Consider the following 18,804-nt stretch of genomic DNA (forward strand, 5'->3'; position numbering starts at 1 on the left):
ATTATCTAAGGCTTTTGGAAAATTGTTCAAAGCCGAGACGCTTTTACCTAAAAAGTAAAATTGTTCACTCTAATTGAAGTTTTAAATATAAGATTTCAACAGCAAGGCTAAAAGGCGTAATATGCCCTTTAGGAATACTCTGCTTTTGTGAAAGATTTGGTATAAATAGTATTTCATCAGCCAATATTTGAGCTTCCTGAAAATCACTCATTAAAACTGTAAATATTGACTTCATCCAAAAAGGAGACTGCATTTCTATAGGAAATTCTTCTTGAGAATCTAGCTGAAAAATCCATAGCATCTGACCATCCAAGCCTTTTTTATGACTTAACAGTGCTTGGTTATTTGGCAAAATAACCAAGGGTTTCTCTAATGGAAAAAAAATCCTTTGAAAATCTTTTGCTAGGCGCAATTCTGAATCTGTGCGAGCAAGTAAAAATATTTTATCAGCTTTTTTGATTGCTTCGAGAATTTTATTAGTATCATACAGAGCAATATAATTTACCACTTGATGATAGGTTTCTTTAAAATCACTACGGACAATACTCTCTTGATTGTAATCAGAATATTTAAGCATAGCTTTTAATTCTGAGAAACCTGCTAAACCTAGCTTCTTGCAAAAACGAAAAACGGTGGTTGTTGATACATGACATATTTCAGCCAATTCTTGAATAGTTATATCTTTAGTATTCTTGGTCGTAGTCAAAAAATGATAAAGTTCCCATTCAGTGCTGATAGATTACTCTTTTGACTTTCGATTAACTCTTTTAATGTCATATTATTTCTCCATTATTTTACAATAATCAAAAAATAGCTGATCAATGATAAAATAAAAAGTTGTTGAAATTTCATAAGTTCGTTTTGTTGGAGTCTTTATGGATTCTGTAGGAACGTACAATTGATAATCTGCTAACTTAGCCATACTATTGTTACTGGTCTGGGTCATAACAAGTGATTTTATCGGAAGATATTGCAAATCTTGAAGAATCGCTAACGCTTCTGCAGATTCTCCTTTAAAAGATAATAATAATATCAAATCATTTTGAGAAAAATTTGCTTTCACATAGTCATATTCACCTTTGTCGAAAAATACAATCACCTCTTTACCTACAGAAGAAAATAGTTGACGTAATGACTCAACCTCCATTTTTTGGGCATTCCCAGTTCCGTAAACAAAAAGTTTATCAGTCTGTGCTAGTAGAGTAACTAACTGGTGTAAATCCTGTTTTTCAAAGATTTGATCGATATACCTATGATACCTTTTTAGAAGTCGATTAAAATCTGTTTCTTCCGTTTGATTTACTTTTTCTTTTTGAGATAGTAAAAATTTTAATTCAGCAAAACTATCAATTTCTAATTTCCTCAGTAAGCGAGAGATACTGGATCTAGATACAAAACACCTATCTGCTAATTCTTGTGATGTCATATTTGGGATCGTTTTACGATTGTTTTCAATAAAACTTATTATCATCAAATCTTGATCTGTAAGTCGCTTACTAAATGAATTTATTCTACTAACCCAGTTCATATTTCACCTATTTCTCCGGTACAAATCTAAATAAAACAAATGACATAATGCTTGTCATGGTGAAAAAGAGAATTTTCATCCAAATAAAGGGAGCAAAGATAATAGAAATTCCCATTAAAATCCAAACCTGAATTAAAATTTGTTTTTTCCGTTCACGTTTAATAATTCGTGTTTCCAGATAGTCGCCGACATAATATTTGTAGACTTTGGTTCCACGCAACCAATTGTTAAAACGGTCTGAACTCCGTGAAAAACAAAATCCGGCTAATAGTAGTAATGGTGTTGTTGGTAATATTGGTAAGGGAATACCAATAATGGCTAAGGCAAAGCTGACACAGCCAGCAATAATATATAGAGTTTTTTTCATATAAATCCTTTTATTTATTTTTTCAATATAACATTATAACAAAATCTTGCTCACACCGCTTGTGCAATTACTTATGATAATATTCGAAGAAAATGAATATTTCAGAAAATAATTGATATTCTTGCAGTAAAGCGTTATCATTAAAGTGAGAGGAAATACTCTTGAAAATTAAGAAAAAGAGGATATACTATGAAACTTATTGGTCTTGTTGGTACAAATTCAAGTCGTTCCACTAACCGTCAGCTTCTCCAATACATGTCAAATCATTTTGCAGATAAGGCAGAAATTGAACTTATTGAAATTAAGGACTTACCCGTTTTCAATAAACCTGCTAATAAGGAATTACCTGAAAGGGTGATGGAAATGGCCGCAAAAATTCAAGAGGCTGATGGCGTTATCATTGGTACTCCTGAATATGACCATTCTATTCCAGCTTCACTTATGAATGCCTTAGCCTGGTTGTCTTACGGTATTTACCCATTACTTGGTAAACCTGTGATGATTACTGGTGCTTCATACGGTACTTTAGGCTCCTCTCGCGCTCAGTTGCAATTGCGTCAAATTTTAAACGCACCTGAATTGAAAGCGACAGTTCTTCCTGATGAATTCTTACTTTCTCACTCCTTACAAGCATTTGATGCTAATGGTAACCTTTTTGACTTGGAAACCATTCAAAAATTAGATGCCATCTTCGATGATTTCCGAATTTTTGTTAAAATTGCTGGAAAATTATCAAATGCTCAAGAACTTTTGCGTAAAGAAGCTGAAGATTTTGACTGGGAAAACTTGTAATAAGAAAGGATTTTACCTATGAAATTTGTTGGTATCGTTGGCTCAAATGCAGATCAATCTTACAACCGCATGTTGTTAGAATTCATGAGACGCCAATTTAAATTAAAATGTGAACTTGAAGTATTAGAAATTAAAGATATTCCAATGTTTAACCAAGACGAAGATCAATCTGATTCTTTCGCTGTTAAATACCTTTATAATAAAATCACTCGTGCTGATGGTGTCATCATTGCAACTCCTGAACATAACCACACCATTACTCCTGCTCTTAAGAGTACCCTTGAGTGGTTATCTTTTAACCTCCACCCACTTGAAAATAAACCGGTGATGATTGTTGGTGCCTCTTATTATGACCAAGGAACATCACGTGCCCAAGTCCATCTTCGTAAAATTTTGGAAGCGCCAGGTGTTAATGCCTTTACTCTTCCAGGAAATGAATTCTTACTCGGGAAAGCTAAAGAAGCTTTTGATAACCAGGGCAATATTATTAATGAGGGTACAGTGAAATTCTTAGAAACTTGTTTAGATAACTTCATCAAATACGTTAAAGTGGTTTCAGCTTTACGTCAACCAAAAGCAATTGAAAAAGAAGATTTAGACTGTAATAATCCTATTGCTACAACAATCACTGGTGTAGACCCTGATGATCCTGATTGGGTTGACAAAGCTGCCAAGTTAGTGAATGCTGTAGAAGGGGACACCTATGTCAAGCTTGATCACGGGGTCCTAACTGTTGATCAAATCAACATGTTCTTGAAAGCTATGCCATTTGAATTAACCTACTCAGATGACAATAACCAATTCCTATACTACAACAATGCCCATCAAGATCCAGAAACAATGTTTGCTAAACGCCTTCCTGAACAAGTCGGAAACCGGTTATCAACTGTTCACGGTTCACTACCAGCTGGACGCATGAAAAATGTTGAATGGGTTGTTGGTTCTCTCCGTAATGGTAACGAAGAATATGTTCGGACGATCGTTCCTGGCGGACCAGCTGAAGTTATTAATACCCATAACTACCAAGCCATGTACTATCCAGATGGTTCCTTCTCAGGTATCAACGAGATTGTCTTCAACTTTAAACCATGGTTGGATTGGTATTTGAAAGAAACTGGTCAGCATCTGGCTGGTGGAAAAGCTAACGCAATGCCAGCAGGACATGGAAGTGTTGATGCAACATCTGGCGCATCAGACACAGGATCAGCTGCCGCTACTCCAGTAGTCGCTGAAGCAGATGCCACATCTGGGGCCTCTGAACATTAATTAAGGTCTTTCACCTAAAATAAGTTATTTTCAACGAGAGATTAACTTCTCTCGTTTTTTATCATTATCGAGGTAAACGTCATGTCCCCTTTTCAAGAAAAAATTGAAGCAGCCTGTGCTAAAAAAGAATCTCTCTTTGATGAAAGCTTGGCTCGCTATGGTGTCCGTTCTATGTTTGCAGGTGCTTACCTGACGATGTCAACAGCTGTTGGTATCTTAGCTGCTGATATGATTACCACTCAATTTCCATCACTAGGTCGGTTCACTTTTACAGCTATCTTTGCTATTGGTCTCTTTTATGTCCTCATTTTTAACGGTGAATTAGCCACCTCAAACATGATGTATTTGAGTGCTGGCGCCTACTATAAAAAAATAAAATGGTCAAAGGTTACCTTAATTTTACTTTACTGTACTATTATGAATTTAGTTGGTGCTATTTTCTTAGCCTGGCTCTTTAATCAATCTTTTACTTATCACCAATTAACAGACAAGAGTTTTGTCATCAATGCTGTTCAACTTAAATTAGCAAAAACTGATTGGATGAACTTTATCGAAGGTATTACTGCTAATATGTTCGTTAATATTGCTGTTTTAGGTTATATGTTACTAAAAGAAGAATCTGCAAAAATCTTTGTTGTCGTGACTGCCATCTTTATGTTTGTCTTCCTAGTCAATGAACATTTAATTGCTAACTTCGCCTCATTTATGTTAGCAGGATTTAGTCCCGTAGAACACATCAAGGGTTTTACAGTTATGAACATCCTACGCCAGTGGACAGTGGTCTTCTTCGGAAACTGGGTTGGAGGCGGCCTCTTCATGGGAATCGCTTATGCCTGGTTAAACCAAACCAAAACCAAACACATTGAAAGTTAATCATTAAGATTTAGTAAAGCACAAACAGCCGAGAACTGATCTCGGCTGTTTTCTTGTTAAAAAATAAAATGGAAACCTTATTTTGGAGATTAAAAATTACGCAATGTTATTTTTTAATTAAATTAAATTTTTTTGTGTTTTTTGTGATAAAATAAGTTTAAATATGATTGAGCAAACTTTGCTAACTACACTTAGGTCAAAAAAGAAGGAGGTTCGATGAAAAAACTTATTTTAAAACTATTGTCTATAACCATTACACTATCATACTATTCACAAGTCTCTCCCCTTCATTAATATTCGCATATACTAATTCAAATTATCATTCTCAGACTGATACCATTCCTTACAGTGAAGATGACTATACAGAAGCAATTCAATTTATCATGAACGAAGCTGCTATATTTGATAGTTACGGAAAATTGATCGATATTGATTTCAACAAACTTTATGAAAAATTTGGCTATAGTCAAGAACTCACTAAAGTTGAAAGTCTGGTAAAGAACGATAGTAAAAAGCAATTAATTTCCACACCTTCTACATTAAGAGCAAACGCAGGAAATTGTGCAATTGTTGCAGTTCAAGATACTTTAGGGGTAGCGAGTGTCTCTGCATTATTAAGTGGTGGTATTGTTGGTCTACTTCAAAAAAAGGCCGCAGGTGAAATTGCTAAACTAATTCTCAAAGTAGGTGTGAAAAACGTTGCTCCAGCTGCCGCTGCTGCATCACTAATTTGGAGTTTTGGAAGATGTATGTGGTTTTAAAAAATGAATAAAAAATTATTCGTCTCACTATTACTCTCTCTTGTATTATTGTTTTCTCGCTTAATATGGTTTCACATAAAATATCAACGTTTAAGTTATGATTGGATTGGAACAATTTTTTTATCACTTTTAGTATTTATTATTAGCTATTTTTCTTTAAAAAATCACATTAACTAAAAATGTCATAAGCCGAATTTAGCAGGATACTCAAATTTGATTTTTTATTTAGTAGAAATATCAAAAGGAGCTGCCATTTGACAACTCCTTTTGTAATTGACTTATTCAAAGACAAATTGGTTATGGTAAAGTTCAGAATAGAACCTTTTTGGCGTAATAATTCATGGTGATTACCTTGTTCAATGACTTTGCCATCTTTAAGGACGATGATTTCGTCTGCGTTGAGGATGGTCTTCAAGCGGTGGGCGATAACGAAGCTGGTTCTACCTGCTACGATGGCTTCCATTGCTTTTTGGATTTTACTTTCAGTTACGGTGTCAACATTGGAAGTTGCTTCGTCTAAAATTAAAACTTGTGGGTCGGTCAGTAGGGTTCTGGCAATTGAAATCAATTGTTTTTGCCCAGTTGAGAACACATTCTCGTCGTCTGAGACCATGGTTTGATAGCCTTCGGGCAGGGACTTGATAAATTCGTGAATATGGGTCGCACGCGCAGCGATTTCCACCATCTCCTGAGAAATAGAAGCATCGCCAAAACGGATATTATCCGCAATTGTCCCTGAGAAGAGAACAGATTCCTGCAAGACGATACCGACATTTTTACGAAGGCTGTCGAGATCATAGTCACGGATGTCAATGCCGTCAAAGGTAATGGAACCACTGTCAACATCGTAGAAACGGTTGATCAAGTTCATGATAGTCGTCTTACCTGAACCGGTTGGCCCAACAACAGCCACCATTTTACCTTTAGGCGCACTAATCGTTACATCTGAGAGGACTTTTTGACCCGGTTTGTAACCAAAGTCAACATGGTTAATAGCAACACCTTCTTTTAATTGGGTGAATAGCGGAGCATTCTGAGGACGAACTTCTTCTTCCTCATCAAACATTTCTTGGATGCGGCTAGCGCCTGTGAAAGCTAACTGAAGCTCGCCCCATGAAGCGGCAACCTGCATAATTGGTTGGTAGTATTGTTGTGAAAACTGAACAAAGGTAACCACCAATCCAAGACCTACTGCCATCGAAATTGATTTATCATTGAGGACAATACTCGAACCAAGGAAAATAACAATGGCCGTATTTAAAAGACTCATCCCGTTCATAACTGGGAAGAGAAGTCCAGCGAAAAGACGACCTTTAAAGGTTGCGGCTCTTACTTTTTCATTGTGCTCTAAGAAACCATCAATGGTTTCTGCTTGTACACCTTGTACGATAATAGCTTTTTGACCAGAAATCTTTTCGTCCATATAGGCGTTAAGGGCTGAAACTTCTTTTTGTTGGATATCAGTGTATTTACGAGCCAGACGAATAATGATGACTAAGATAATAATCGCTACCGGTGTTGTTGCCATTGTCAAAAGAGCTAAACGGGTATCTTGACGGAACATCATCCAAACCAAACCGATATAAAGGGCAATATTAGTAACAACCTGCACTAAGGATTGGTTGAGCGAGTTTTGAATGTTATCCAAGTCACTGGTAAAGCGTGACAAGATGGCACCATCTTTGTGGCTATCAAAGAAAGAAACCGTTAAGCGTTCTAATTTGCCAAAGAGACCTTTACGCATGCGGTTTGTCGATTGAGCTACGATTCGAGTGAAGAGTAAACTGTAGACAAAATTAGCTAGTGCTGTAAAGAGGTAAGCCAACAATAATTTAGTCATAACAGCCATGAAGTCAGAAGTGTCTGGCTTAAATCCTGTTTGACCAGCCATTTTAGCCATATAGTATTTTTGACCAATTTTACCAAGTTCCGTCAAGGCTTCCCCTAAGAAAACGGGAGCTTTCACTTGCAGGTAAGTGGCAAGAATAATAGCTAATCCAATAAAGAAAAATGAGATTTTATAGCGTTTAAAATAAAACCAGAAAAAACGGGCTGTTTTCATTATTCTTCCTCCTTACCTTTCTGTGTTTCGTAAATCTCACGGTAGACCTCATTCGAAGCGATCAATTCCGCATGTTTACCTTGGCCAATCAAGCGACCATTGTCTAAAACTAAAATCGTATCTGCTTTAACCACCGATGATATTTTCTGAGCGATAATAACAGTTGTTGTCTCTTTCAAATCGTGGTTCAAAGCTTCCTGCACTAGTTTTTCCGATTTAGCATCTAATGCCGACGTTGAATCATCTAAAACTAAAATTTTCGGATTGTTAATAACACCACGAGCAATAGACATTCTTTGTTTCTGTCCACCTGAGAAGTTATTCCCACGTTCCTCAACCAGACTATCATAGCCTTGATCCATACGGTCAATGAACTCACGAGCCTGAGCAATCGATGCTGCTTTTTGCATGGTTTCAAAGTCAGCTCGATAATTTCCTTGCCGTAAATTATCGGCAATGGTTCCAGAAAAGAGAATAGCTTTTTGAAGAACAATCGAAATATTCTCTTTCAGCGTTTTCTGGCTGAGGCTCTTAAGGTCTTTACCACCCACTAAAATCCGACCTTCTTGCGGATCGAATAAGCGTGGAATCAGCTGTGCTAATGTCGATTTACCAGCACCAGTAGCACCAACGACACCAACCATTTGACCTGAAGCAATTGAGAAAGAAATATCTTTCAAAGTTGCTTCTTCCTCATTTGGGTAAGTAAAGCTAACATGTTCAAATACAATGTCACCAGAAATATCTCCTGCTTGATCACTGTTAACATAAGTCATGGCAGGTTCAGTATCTAAAACTTCCTTGATCCGACCAATGGAAATGAAAGAACGACTGGCTTGCATTCCCATAAACCCTACCATAATGATAGAGAACATGATTTGCATCATATAAGTCATAAAGGAAGCAATACTACCAATAACGGTTGGTTCTGTTTTAACCATCCCTGAGACAACTAAAATAGAAACATAAACGGCTAAATAAGAGACCAACATCAAAGCCGGTTGCATCATTGAGAAACCGTAACCAATAAAGAGGTTAAGACCTAATAATTCATTTGAGGTTTCTTTAAATTTAGCATACTGTTCTCGTTCTTGAACGAATGATTTAACCACACGAACACCACGTAAATTTTCTTTAGCAATCCGGTTGATTTTATCCATTAAGGATTGGAATTTCCCAAAACGAGGACCCATTTGACTCATGACCAAAGCCATGATAATAGCAATTAAAACAACCATTAAGACTAAGACCCACCATAATTTTGGTAAGGTTTGAACAGCCATGTAGAAGGCTCCAATGAAAAGAATTGGCAAGCGGAATAATACTTGGAAGAGCATCATGACTAAGTTTTGAATTTGGTTGACGTCATTGGTCATTCGCACAACTAAGTTACCCGCATTAAATTCTTCTACATTTGCATAAGAAAAACTTTGAATTTTGCGGAAAGTTTCTTCCCGAATATCCGCTGATACCCCTTGGGCAATCTTAGCTGAAAGAACTGTATTAATCGTTCCGGCAACTAGACCAATACCCGCAATAATCAAAAGCAAAACACCCACTTGGGCAATTTTGTCTTTATCGTTTTTAATGACTGCTTCTAAAACATCTTTTAGATAATGGGGTTGAAGTAAAGTACTTGCAACAACCGCAATAATCATCAAGAATGACCCTAGAGCATACCATTTGTAATTTAGAATGGCTTTTTTAAGCATCATCTTCTCCTTTTTTATAATCAAGCATATTCTGTTTCAATTGATCAATCACTTTTCGAACCACTTGAAACTCTTCCCTAGTGATTTCTTTAAAAAAATAATTCTCAATATCTTGGCGACACTCTTGTAAAAGCGGCAGCTTATCTTCCCCTTTTTGCGTCATAATCACTTGCTTGTAGCGTTTGTCTGTCTGCGAAGGAATGACTTCAATAAAACCATTCTTCTCCATTCGCTTAACAAGATTACTAGCAACTGATTTTGAGATTCCAAGTTGTGTTTCAATATCTTTAACAAAGATTTCGCGCTCTTTATTTTTTTGTAAATAAACCAAAACATGACCTTGCGGACCCGCAAGGTGGTCAATAGCATATTTTTTAGCAATTTCTTCACTGATTTGTTCAATCTGATGGGTCAATTCCCTCAGATCAGCAATAATTCGTGACATGATTTTCTCCTTAGTTCTCGTGCTAACTATTTTAGTTCTCTTAGGAACTATTGTCAAGGGAAATGATTTTTTCTGTAAATTTTAAGTATGTTTTTCAAAAATTTTCATAATTGCTCAGAATGCCGTTTATAATAGAGTATTAAAGGGTCTTGTGATATAATGAGATGATGACTCTTAAAGGAGATTAGAAATGACAAAAGAAAAAATAGCAATTTTAGGCCCTGGTTCATGGGGAACGGCACTTGCCCAAGTCTTAAACGACAACGGCCATGAGGTTTGCCTTTGGGGAGACTCACAAGAACAAATCGATGAAATTAATAGCAAACATACCAACACACGCTATTTTAAAGACATTGTAATTGATGAACAGATCAAAGCAACAACTAACTTAAAAGATGCCCTTGATGGGGCCAATGCTGTTCTTTTTGTTGTTCCAACAAAAGTAACACGATTGGTTGCAAAACAAGTTGCTGAGACTTTAGATCATAAAGTTATCATGATGCATGCTTCAAAAGGTCTAGAACCTGGAACACATGAACGCTTATCTACTGTAATTTCAGAAGAAGTCCCTGCAAACTTACGTAGTGACATCGTTGTTGTCTCAGGACCAAGTCATGCTGAAGAAACTATTGTTCGTGATATCACTCTAATTACAGCAGCGTCAAATGATTTAGAAGCTGCCAAATATGTTCAATCCCTCTTTAGCAACAGCTACTTCCGTCTCTATACTAATAGCGACGTTATCGGAGTTGAAACTGCTGGTGCCCTTAAGAATATTATCGCTGTTGGTGCTGGTGCTCTTCATGGTCTTGGCTATGGCGATAATGCTAAAGCTGCCGTTATCACGCGTGGCTTAGCTGAAATTACTCGTCTTGGTGTGAAACTTGGTGCTGATCCACTAACATACAGTGGCTTATCGGGTGTTGGTGATTTGATTGTTACCGGGACCTCTGTCCATTCTCGTAACTGGCGTGCCGGAGATGCTCTTGGTCGCGGAGAAAAATTAGAAGATATTGAACGCAATATGGGAATGGTTATAGAAGGAATTTCGACAACAAAAGTTGCCTATGAAATTGCTCAAGAACTTGGAGTCTACATGCCAATTACAACTGCCATTTATAAATCAATTTATGAAGGCGCAGGCGTTAAAGAAAGCATCTTAGGCATGATGTCTAACGAATTTAAATCTGAAAATGAATGGCATTAATGTCATTGCTATTAGGAGAATCAAATGACTAAAGTAAGAAAAGCTATTATCCCAGCAGCTGGTCTTGGAACTCGTTTCTTACCAGCAACAAAAGCACTTGCCAAAGAAATGTTGCCTATTGTTGATAAACCAACCATTCAATTTATCGTTGAAGAAGCTTTAAAATCAGGTATTGAAGAAATATTAATCGTTACCGGAAAAGCTAAACGGTCTATTGAAGACCACTTTGATTCAAACTTTGAATTGGAATATAACCTGCAACAAAAAGGTAAAACTGAATTATTGAAGTTAGTTGACGAAACCACTTCAATCAATTTGCACTTTATCCGTCAAAGCCACCCACGTGGTCTTGGAGACGCTGTTTTACAAGCAAAAGCATTTGTTGGTAATGAACCATTTATCGTCATGTTAGGTGATGATTTGATGGATATTACAGACAGCTCCGCTACCCCACTAACAAAACAGCTCATGGATGATTACGAGACAACCCATGCATCAACGATTGCTGTCATGAAGGTTCCTCATTCTGAAGTTTCTAATTATGGGGTAATTGCTCCTCATGGTAAAGCTGTAAATGGCTTGTATAGTGTAGATACTTTCGTCGAGAAACCAAAACCAGAAGATGCTCCAAGTGATTTAGCAATTATAGGACGCTATCTCCTAACACCTGAAATTTTTGACTTACTCGAGAATCAAGCACCAGGAGCTGGCAATGAGGTTCAATTAACAGACGCCATCGATACCCTCAACAAAACCCAACGCGTGTTTGCTCGTGAATTTACTGGTAATCGCTATGACGTGGGCGATAAATTTGGTTTTATGAAAACCTCTATCGACTATGCCCTCAAGCATGAACAAGTTAAAGATGACCTCAAAGACTATATCATTAAACTTGGTCAAGCCCTAGCAGCCGAAAACAAAGAAGAAACAAAATCAACAAAATAAACAATAAAGCGCACTACTGAAAAAGTAAGTGCGCTTATTCTATTCTTAAATAAAAGCTATAAATAAAATGACAAGACTAATAGTAGCGAAAAGCAGACCAGCTACTTGTCTTTTTCTTTGGGAAAATAAGGCCTGATCAACTTGATTAGGTAGAAATGCTGCTGCCAGCCCACCACCAAGAACACCCCCAGGTGCCCTACTAAACTCACATTAGGCATAATGACAGTCATGACCAAGTTGAGAATAATCAAGGTCTGGTAGGTCTTGCCAAAGGCCTTCAAATGATGGTTCTTACTAAAGATTCCCAGGACAACAATAGCCGCAAAGATTCCAAATAAGGATGTCGACGCGCCCGCGGCAACCACTCCTGGCGTCACAAGCAAGGTTAATAAGTTGCCCATAAAACCGGATAACAAATAGAGAAAGAAGAAATTTTTTGACCCCCAAACTTTCTCAGCCAATTGACCCACATAAAAAAGAGTCAGGGCATTAACGAAAAAGTGTTGCCAGCCAATGTGAACAAATATGGGAGTAATCAGACGCCAGGCCTGACTAGGCGCAGCTTTCACCACCAAACCAAGCATGCCTCCAAAGTTAAAAACTGCCTGGGGAGAGCTTGCAGCCGATCCATAATAAACTTGCATTGCCAGGAAAACCAGGACCGTAATGGCTAGGAAAAAGAAGGTGACGGGACTTTTCTTAAGGTTGTAGGTCATTTAATCAAGACCTCCTGAACCGCCACATCATGAGCTTCTTCTTGGAACTCAGCCTTTTGACAGTCGTAAATGGTAGAGACTGTTGCTCCTTGAAAGTCTGCTAGGTAACGATCATAGTAACCAGCCCCATAACCAATACGGAAACCGGCCTCGTTAAAAGCAACCCCTGGAACATGAATCATGTCAATTTGATTTTTGACCACCTCAAGGTCACTCTTAGGCTCTAATAGTCCAAAGTTCGTCCGCTCAAGATTTTTAGGCTCATAAGCCACAAAAATCATTTTGCCTTTAGGATAGGTTTTAGGAATCAAGACCTGCTTGCCATCTGTTAAAGCCTGCTTGATTAGAAGACCTGTTTTGTATTCATGGGGCATAGCCAAATAAGTCGCTATCACCTTGGCACTTTGATAAGCCTGACTTGCTCGTAATTCCTCTAGTAGGGCTAAATCTTTTTCAGCTTTTTCTGTTTTATCCAGAGATTTCATCTCTTGAATCATTTGGTTTCGAATTTCTTTTTTTAACATTAGCCTATTTTAACACATTTTTTCCTTTTCTATATGCTTCTAATCTGTATTGAAATTTAAGAAAACAAAAGGTAGAATGGAAAGGTAACTGAATTCACGGAGAAAAACATGCAAAATTTAACCAAAGGAAATCCCCTAACTGTCATTTTAGCTTTTACCATTCCTCTCATAATTGGGAGTTTTTTTCAGCTCACATATAACTTTGCCGACAGCATTATCGTTGGACATACCTTAGGGCAGAATGCCTTTGCCAGTGTTGGGGCAACCGGAAGTTTGACCTTCCTGATTATCGGTTTTGCTATGGGCTTGACCTCAGGTTTAACCATTGTCACTTCACAATTATACGGTGCAGAGGATTTTGAAGGGGTTAAAAAAAGTTTTGTCCATGGCCTTTTCTATTCTATTGTAGTCAGCCTTGTTCTAAGTGTCATCTCCCTGATCTTTTTACGGCAACTCTTAGTATTGATGCAGACGCCCGAGCACTTAATCCAAGATGCCTACGATTTCTTACTCGCTATTTTCGGTGGCCTGGTCTTCACCATCCTCTTCAATTACCTTTCCAGTGCCATCCGTAGTTTAGGGAATTCCAAAACACCCCTAGTTGCCCTCATTATTGCTAGCATCCTCAATATCCTCTTGGAATTTTTCTTTATCCTTTACTTAAAAATGGGGGTTTTAGGAGCCGGCATTGCGACCATCATCGCCCAAGCCTTTTCCGTCCTTTACTTAGTGGTTTATATTCAAAAGTACATCCCATATTTCCACATCGGTCGTAAAGATTTACAATTAGATTCAAGCCATCTGCGTAACCATGCCCGCCTAGGATTTCCCATGGGCTTCCAGGCTAGCATAATCGCCATTGGAGCCATCACCCTCCAAATTACCATTAATAAGTTAGGAACAGATGCTATCGCAGCACAGGCTATTGCTAGTAAAACCGATCAACTAGCAATGCTACCCATGATTAACCTGGGCTTAGCCATCTCAACCTTTACTGCCCAGAATTATGGAGCTAAAGAATATGCTAGAATTCGTCAAGGTCTCAAAGGTTCCCTCTTAATCTGTATTGCATGGTCCATTCTTTTCGCCATCTTGTTAGTCAGCTGTCACCGTTTCTTCTCAGGATTATTTATCGCTGATGCTAATCCTGAAGTCTTCCGATTAGCCCTTATTTATTACATGATTAATGGTGGCTGTTACTGGATTTTGGCCAACCTCTTCATCCTTCGTTCCTTTATTCAAGGATTAGGCTACGGCTTTGTCCCAACCTTAGCAGGTATTATGGAGTTAGTCCTTAGAGCAGGAGTCGCTATTATCGGACTCATTTATTTCGGCTTCGTTGGAATTGCTTGGGCAAGCCCAGCAGCATGGATTGGAGCTGTCATCATCTTAATCCCTTCAAGCCTGATTTTACTCAAAAAATTGAACCAACAAGAAAAAATGGAAGCTCAATTAAGAAATCTTTAAGCTAGAACCTCTATAATAAAACTATCCTAAATAACGGTCTCCTAAACCGTTGGGATAGATAGGTTTTCTTATTTATCCTTTTCATAAATCTCTTTGGTAGCTCCCTTTGGAGCTACCTTTTTTTATCAAAACAAAAAGACCAGTTGGTCTTTTTAATGGAGCCGACTTGCCAAAAATGCAGCAATTTCTTTCGGTGCAAAGGCTAGAACTCTTTCATCAGGACTCATTTGCGGGTGGTGGAGAGGAAAAGCTGCCTCCACTCCTAACCAAAACATGACACCGGGAATTTGATGAAGTAGAAAACCAAAATCTTCCCCAGTCATAGCCGGCTGACAATCTATCAGTTCTACCTCATCTCTATCAGTAAAGAAGGCCATCAGCTCACCCGCTAAGGAAGGATTATTTTCAACAGGTAAATAACCTCCTTGTTTAAGTCGCAAATCAACTTCCAAATCAAAACTAGCTGCGATTCCTTCAGCGATACTCTTCAAGCGCTTTTGGGTTAGCAGGTTCATCTCTTGTGATAAAGTTCTAATAGTCCCATGCAACTTGGCCTCAGATGCAATCACATTATTCGTTGTTCCCGCATGTAAAGAACCAAAAGTGACAACAGCACCCTCAATGGGGTCGACATTACGAGAAACGATGGTTTGCACCTGCGTAATGAAATAAGCTGCAGCCACAAGAGCATCGTTAGACTGATGAGGAAAGGCAGCATGCCCACCTTTACCCTTAAAGGTCAAAAGAACCTCACAGGTTCCAGCAAAAAGTGTGCTCCTATTGGTAGCAATCGTACCAACAGGCAAATCAGGACGCACATGACAAGCATAAACTTCAACAATCTGATACTCATCCAAAGCACCATCTTGATACATGAGCATGCCACCCGCTTCATTCTCCTCAGCTGGCTGAAAAATAAAAAGCAAATTGTTCTTTCGCTCAAGCTTTAATGCCTCTTCCAAGAGACCAAGTGCAAGAGTCATATGCATATCATGACCACAAGCATGCATAAAGCCTTTATGGCTACTGGAAAATGGCAAGCCAGTTTCTTCCAAAATCGGCAGACCATCAATATCCGTCCGCCAAGCAATGGTTTTCTCCGGGGCAGAGCCTTTCAAGAAGACTAAAATCCCAGTCCGCCAAGTTTTAATACTGATGCATTCATCCCCTTGGCAGAGCTCCTGAATGCGTTCTAAAAGATAAGCCTGAGTCTTAAATTCCTGCAAGCCGATTTCCGGTATTTGATGAAGTTCTCTTCTAATCTGTACAAGGTCTAACATAACATCTCCTTAATAGAAAATCCCGTGCTAAGCACGGGATTAATCACCGATTCCAAAAATTAGATTAAACGCAAGGCTTCTTCCAAGGCCGTTTTTTGTTGTGTTTGGGCATCAATTTCTTTAATAATACGCGCTGGCACACCACCAACCACAACATTTTCAGGAACATTTTGCGTTACAATTGCCCCTGCAGCAACAACTGAACCATTGCCAACCTGAACGCCTTCAATGACAACAGCGTTAGCACCGATTAACACGTTATCGCCAATTCTAACAGGTTCTGCACTTGCTGGTTCAATAACACCAGCTAGGACAGCGCCAGCCCCGATGTGACTATTTTTACCAACCGTAGCACGACCCCCAAGGATAGCTCCCATATCGATCATTGTCCCAGAGCCAACTTCAGCACCAATATTGAGAATAGCCCCCATCATAATAACGGCATTATCACCAATGCTGACTTGGTCACGAATAATTGCACCAGGCTCAATCCGAGCATTTAATTCACGTTTGTCCAAAAGCGGAACAGCCGAATTACGACCATCTTGCTCGACCACATAATCAGTGTTTTCTTCTAAACCGACTAGCAAAGGCGCAATATCTTTCCAGTCACCAAAGAGAACATTGCCCAGCTTAAGCACAGAATTAGGAACCCATTCAGCCAACTGACCTTGATAGGTGACCTTTACAGGTGTTTTCTTTTCCGCATTTCCAATAAACGCAATAATTTCTTGTGCTGACATTTTTTCTGCTGTCATAGTGATTCTCCTCTGGATTTTTTTCTATTATAACAAATTTTCAGAAAATTGGCTAAGTTTTAGAATTATTTTTTGACACAAAAAAGGCCCCATTGGGGCTTTAAATAGATTAGGAGGTAAATACTAAATGGTAACATTACATTTTATTTCCAAAAAGAAACAATACTACCTACACTAATAACAGGTCCTCTATTGCCATCAACATGTAAGGTCCCCGGTAAAGAAGCTTGACTTGAACCATCAAAAGATATAGTGATGTGACCTAGGTTACTCAAGTTTGTGTTGACAAGATTTCCAACAGCAGTTATTGTGAATTCTAAATCATCAATTTTTAAACGCCCACCACTTGTAATGTCATCATTAAGATTTTTATTATCAATTGTAAAACAATATTCTGCTAAATCAGCTGGTGCTCCTTGTCCGAAAAGAATTAGCATATTTGCACCATTGATCATTTCTTCTGCTTCCGGTCCAACATCGACAATTTTAGTTTCAAATATTTTTACCATTTATAAAACCCCTATTTCTAAATTTTTCCTTATTGATATAATCCGATACTTGCAATCCAGGCAACAATAACTCTAGGTACCCCATTCAAAAAACGTGAATAAAGAACTGATGGTACTCCAACTTCAACTGTTTCTGATTTTGCTTCTGATAAACCAAGTGCTACTGGTATAAAATCACAACCATTTTGCGTATTGATGGCAAAAAGGGCTGGTAATGCCATTTGTGGAGGAATTGTACCTTTGCCAATTTCAACCCCAATCAAGGTTCCAATGATTTGTGAGATAACTGCTCCTGGTCCTAACAATGGAGATAAGAATGGTAATGAACAGATGAAACCAATAATAACCAATCCCCAAATATTTCCAGCTAATGGAACCATTAATTTAGCCAACCAATTTCCAACACCAGATCCTTGAATAAAGCCAATTAATAACGATACAAAAGCCATAAAAGGCAAGATAGTGTTAAGCAAAGTTTGAATAGCTTCACGAGCTGCCTGATTAAAGGTCGCAACCACTTTACCAGCTCCCATACCAATACGAGCAATAAAGCTAGATTGTGCACGTTGCTCTGTAATTTTCTTACTTGTATCATAACTTGTTACTTTTGGTTGGTCAATATTACTTTGGATACCTAAAGCTGATTCATCGGTAGCTTCAATTTGATTAAGCCAACTGCTGATACATAAATATCTTCTGTAATATATTGCGCAAGAGGCCCACTTTTACCAGTAGGAACTACATTAATTGTTGGAATACCTTTTTTAGGATAAATTCCACAGCGTAATGTTCCACCACAGTCAACAATTGCTAAAGCAATTTCTTCATCTGGAATTGAAGTTTTGAAGCCATTAACGGCTTCCATACCAGTCAAAGCTGAGATTTTATCGACAATTTCAGGTTTTTCTCCACCACCTGTGATATAAATAAATTTATGTTTTTCTTCTGTTGGTGTAATAACGAGAGGTCCACCAAAACCACCACTACCTTTTACAACTTTTATACTTTGATATGTCATCTTCATTCTCACTTTCTATCTTTTATCAATTAATCTAATGTCTTGCTTAAGGTAACACCTTGTTGTTTTGAAACGTAAGCTGTTGTAAAATCAGTTACCCAGCCACTGACAAAATTCATAATTAAACCAACTAACATATAACGGATAGCAAGGTCCATTTGGCTAAGTCCAAGTGTTTTTATTCCTGATGCAATACCCATCCAAACAAAAAGTTCACCTGGGTTGATATGTGGAAAGACTCCATTTGAAGTATGACAAAATTGCATTTGAGAAGCAACATAACTTGGTTTATAGTACTCCGGCATAAATCGACCCATACTAATGGCCATCGGATTTCCCAGCATAAATGCTGAAATAAATGGAAGAATCATATAACGGCTAACTGGGTTTTTTGCTGAGATTTGAGCTAATTTATTAACTTTATCTTCACCAAGCAGTGCAATAAGAGCATTCATTGCTACTAATAACATTAAGACTACTGGTACAATTCCAGTCATCCAACTAACGAAGGTCTCTCCCCCTAATTGGAAGAGTTTCATAAAGCCTTCAGCAAATTTAGTGATGTATTCCATAA

17 protein-coding genes and 3 pseudogenes are annotated in these 18,804 nt (G+C 38.0%); 7 read left to right on the forward strand and 13 right to left on the reverse strand.

Going from position 1 to position 18,804, the window contains the following annotated elements; translation table 11 throughout:
• Nucleotides 1-64: 64 nt before the first annotated feature.
• From AT575_RS09095 to AT575_RS09105, 3 genes are all read right to left on the reverse strand, one after another.
• Nucleotides 65-706 (reverse strand): MurR/RpiR family transcriptional regulator, encoded by a 642-nt coding sequence (locus AT575_RS09095; RefSeq protein ID WP_245871535.1) that lies wholly within the window; start codon nt 704-706, stop codon nt 65-67.
• 72 nt (nt 707-778) lie between these two features.
• Nucleotides 779-1,528, reverse strand: coding sequence for a MurR/RpiR family transcriptional regulator (locus AT575_RS09100; protein WP_102778058.1), 750 nt, complete (start codon nt 1,526-1,528; stop codon nt 779-781).
• A 7-nt stretch (nt 1,529-1,535) separates the two neighbouring features.
• Entirely contained in the window at nt 1,536-1,895 is a 360-nt protein-coding gene (locus AT575_RS09105; protein ID WP_102778059.1) for a YbaN family protein, read from the reverse strand.
• A gap of 189 nt (nt 1,896-2,084) precedes the next feature.
• Between AT575_RS09105 and AT575_RS09110 the strand changes: the two genes are divergently transcribed.
• The 4 genes from AT575_RS09110 (at nt 2,085) to AT575_RS09125 (ending at nt 5,587) form a co-directional block, all read left to right on the forward strand.
• Nucleotides 2,085-2,687, forward strand: coding sequence for an NADPH-dependent FMN reductase (locus AT575_RS09110; protein WP_102778060.1), 603 nt, complete (start codon nt 2,085-2,087; stop codon nt 2,685-2,687).
• 18 nt (nt 2,688-2,705) lie between these two features.
• The gene (locus tag AT575_RS09115) at nt 2,706-3,953 is read left to right on the forward strand and encodes an NAD(P)H-dependent oxidoreductase (RefSeq protein ID WP_102778061.1); all 1,248 of its coding nucleotides are present in this window, start codon (nt 2,706-2,708) and stop codon (nt 3,951-3,953) included.
• Between the two features lie 81 nt (nt 3,954-4,034).
• A complete protein-coding gene (locus AT575_RS09120) occupies nt 4,035-4,826 on the forward strand; it encodes a formate/nitrite transporter family protein (RefSeq protein ID WP_102778062.1) in 792 nt (263 codons plus the stop codon).
• A gap of 383 nt (nt 4,827-5,209) precedes the next feature.
• Nucleotides 5,210-5,587: a hypothetical protein gene (locus tag AT575_RS09125; RefSeq protein WP_245871536.1), complete on the forward strand. Its 378-nt coding sequence runs from the start codon at nt 5,210-5,212 to the stop codon at nt 5,585-5,587.
• Nucleotides 5,588-5,865: 278 nt separating this feature from the next.
• Here AT575_RS09125 and AT575_RS09130 read toward each other — a convergent pair.
• The 3 genes and pseudogenes from AT575_RS09130 to AT575_RS09140 form a co-directional block, all read right to left on the reverse strand.
• Nucleotides 5,866-7,649, reverse strand: a pseudogene (locus AT575_RS09130) (ABC transporter ATP-binding protein).
• Complete coding sequence (locus AT575_RS09135) at nt 7,649-9,361, reverse strand: ABC transporter ATP-binding protein (protein WP_102778064.1); 1,713 nt, start codon at nt 9,359-9,361, stop codon at nt 7,649-7,651. The pseudogene AT575_RS09130 and the gene AT575_RS09135 overlap by 1 nt, the downstream one beginning before the upstream one ends.
• Nucleotides 9,354-9,806 carry a MarR family winged helix-turn-helix transcriptional regulator gene (locus tag AT575_RS09140; protein WP_102778065.1) on the reverse strand — a complete coding sequence of 151 codons (453 nt, stop codon included), beginning with the start codon at nt 9,804-9,806 and terminating at the stop codon, nt 9,354-9,356. The genes AT575_RS09135 and AT575_RS09140 overlap by 8 nt, the downstream gene beginning before the upstream one ends.
• Before the next feature lie 190 nt (nt 9,807-9,996).
• Here AT575_RS09140 and AT575_RS09145 point away from each other — a divergent pair, with 190 nt between their 5' ends.
• The gene (locus AT575_RS09145) at nt 9,997-11,013 is read left to right on the forward strand and encodes an NAD(P)H-dependent glycerol-3-phosphate dehydrogenase (protein WP_102778066.1); all 1,017 of its coding nucleotides are present in this window, start codon (nt 9,997-9,999) and stop codon (nt 11,011-11,013) included.
• Nucleotides 11,014-11,037: 24 nt separating this feature from the next.
• Nucleotides 11,038-11,958 (forward strand): UTP--glucose-1-phosphate uridylyltransferase GalU, encoded by a 921-nt coding sequence (gene galU, locus AT575_RS09150; RefSeq protein ID WP_102778067.1) that lies wholly within the window; start codon nt 11,038-11,040, stop codon nt 11,956-11,958.
• A 45-nt stretch (nt 11,959-12,003) separates the two neighbouring features.
• On the opposite strand, the pseudogene AT575_RS09155 reads toward galU, so the two are convergent.
• Both AT575_RS09155 and AT575_RS09160 read right to left on the reverse strand, forming a co-directional pair.
• A pseudogene (locus tag AT575_RS09155) lies at nt 12,004-12,674 on the reverse strand (rhomboid family intramembrane serine protease).
• Entirely contained in the window at nt 12,671-13,198 is a 528-nt protein-coding gene (locus AT575_RS09160) for a 5-formyltetrahydrofolate cyclo-ligase (protein ID WP_102778069.1), read from the reverse strand. The pseudogene AT575_RS09155 and the gene AT575_RS09160 overlap by 4 nt, the downstream one beginning before the upstream one ends.
• Nucleotides 13,199-13,306: 108 nt before the next feature.
• Here AT575_RS09160 and AT575_RS09165 point away from each other — a divergent pair, with 108 nt between their 5' ends.
• On the forward strand, nt 13,307-14,665 hold the full coding sequence (locus tag AT575_RS09165) for an MATE family efflux transporter (RefSeq protein WP_102778070.1): 1,359 nt from the start codon (nt 13,307-13,309) through the stop codon (nt 14,663-14,665).
• A 152-nt stretch (nt 14,666-14,817) separates the two neighbouring features.
• On the opposite strand, the gene AT575_RS09170 is transcribed toward AT575_RS09165, so the two are convergent.
• The 5 genes and pseudogenes from AT575_RS09170 to srlA all read right to left on the reverse strand — a co-directional run bounded on the left by AT575_RS09170 (nt 14,818) and on the right by srlA (nt 18,802).
• Nucleotides 14,818-15,945, reverse strand: coding sequence for an N-acetyldiaminopimelate deacetylase (locus AT575_RS09170; RefSeq protein WP_102778071.1), 1,128 nt, complete (start codon nt 15,943-15,945; stop codon nt 14,818-14,820).
• A gap of 59 nt (nt 15,946-16,004) precedes the next feature.
• Complete coding sequence (dapD, locus tag AT575_RS09175) at nt 16,005-16,703, reverse strand: 2,3,4,5-tetrahydropyridine-2,6-dicarboxylate N-acetyltransferase (protein WP_102778072.1); 699 nt, start codon at nt 16,701-16,703, stop codon at nt 16,005-16,007.
• Between the two features lie 143 nt (nt 16,704-16,846).
• Nucleotides 16,847-17,212, reverse strand: coding sequence for a PTS glucitol/sorbitol transporter subunit IIA (locus AT575_RS09180; protein ID WP_102778073.1), 366 nt, complete (start codon nt 17,210-17,212; stop codon nt 16,847-16,849).
• A gap of 29 nt (nt 17,213-17,241) precedes the next feature.
• Nucleotides 17,242-18,230: pseudogene (srlE, locus tag AT575_RS09185) on the reverse strand (PTS glucitol/sorbitol transporter subunit IIB).
• Between the two features lie 29 nt (nt 18,231-18,259).
• Nucleotides 18,260-18,802, reverse strand: coding sequence for a PTS glucitol/sorbitol transporter subunit IIC (gene srlA, locus AT575_RS09190; protein WP_071794062.1), 543 nt, complete (start codon nt 18,800-18,802; stop codon nt 18,260-18,262).
• Between the last annotated feature and the right edge of the window lie 2 nt (nt 18,803-18,804).

Origin of the sequence: Streptococcus penaeicida (assembly GCF_002887775.1) — a bacterium.
GTDB classification, from domain to species: Bacteria; Bacillota; Bacilli; order Lactobacillales; family Streptococcaceae; genus Streptococcus; species Streptococcus penaeicida.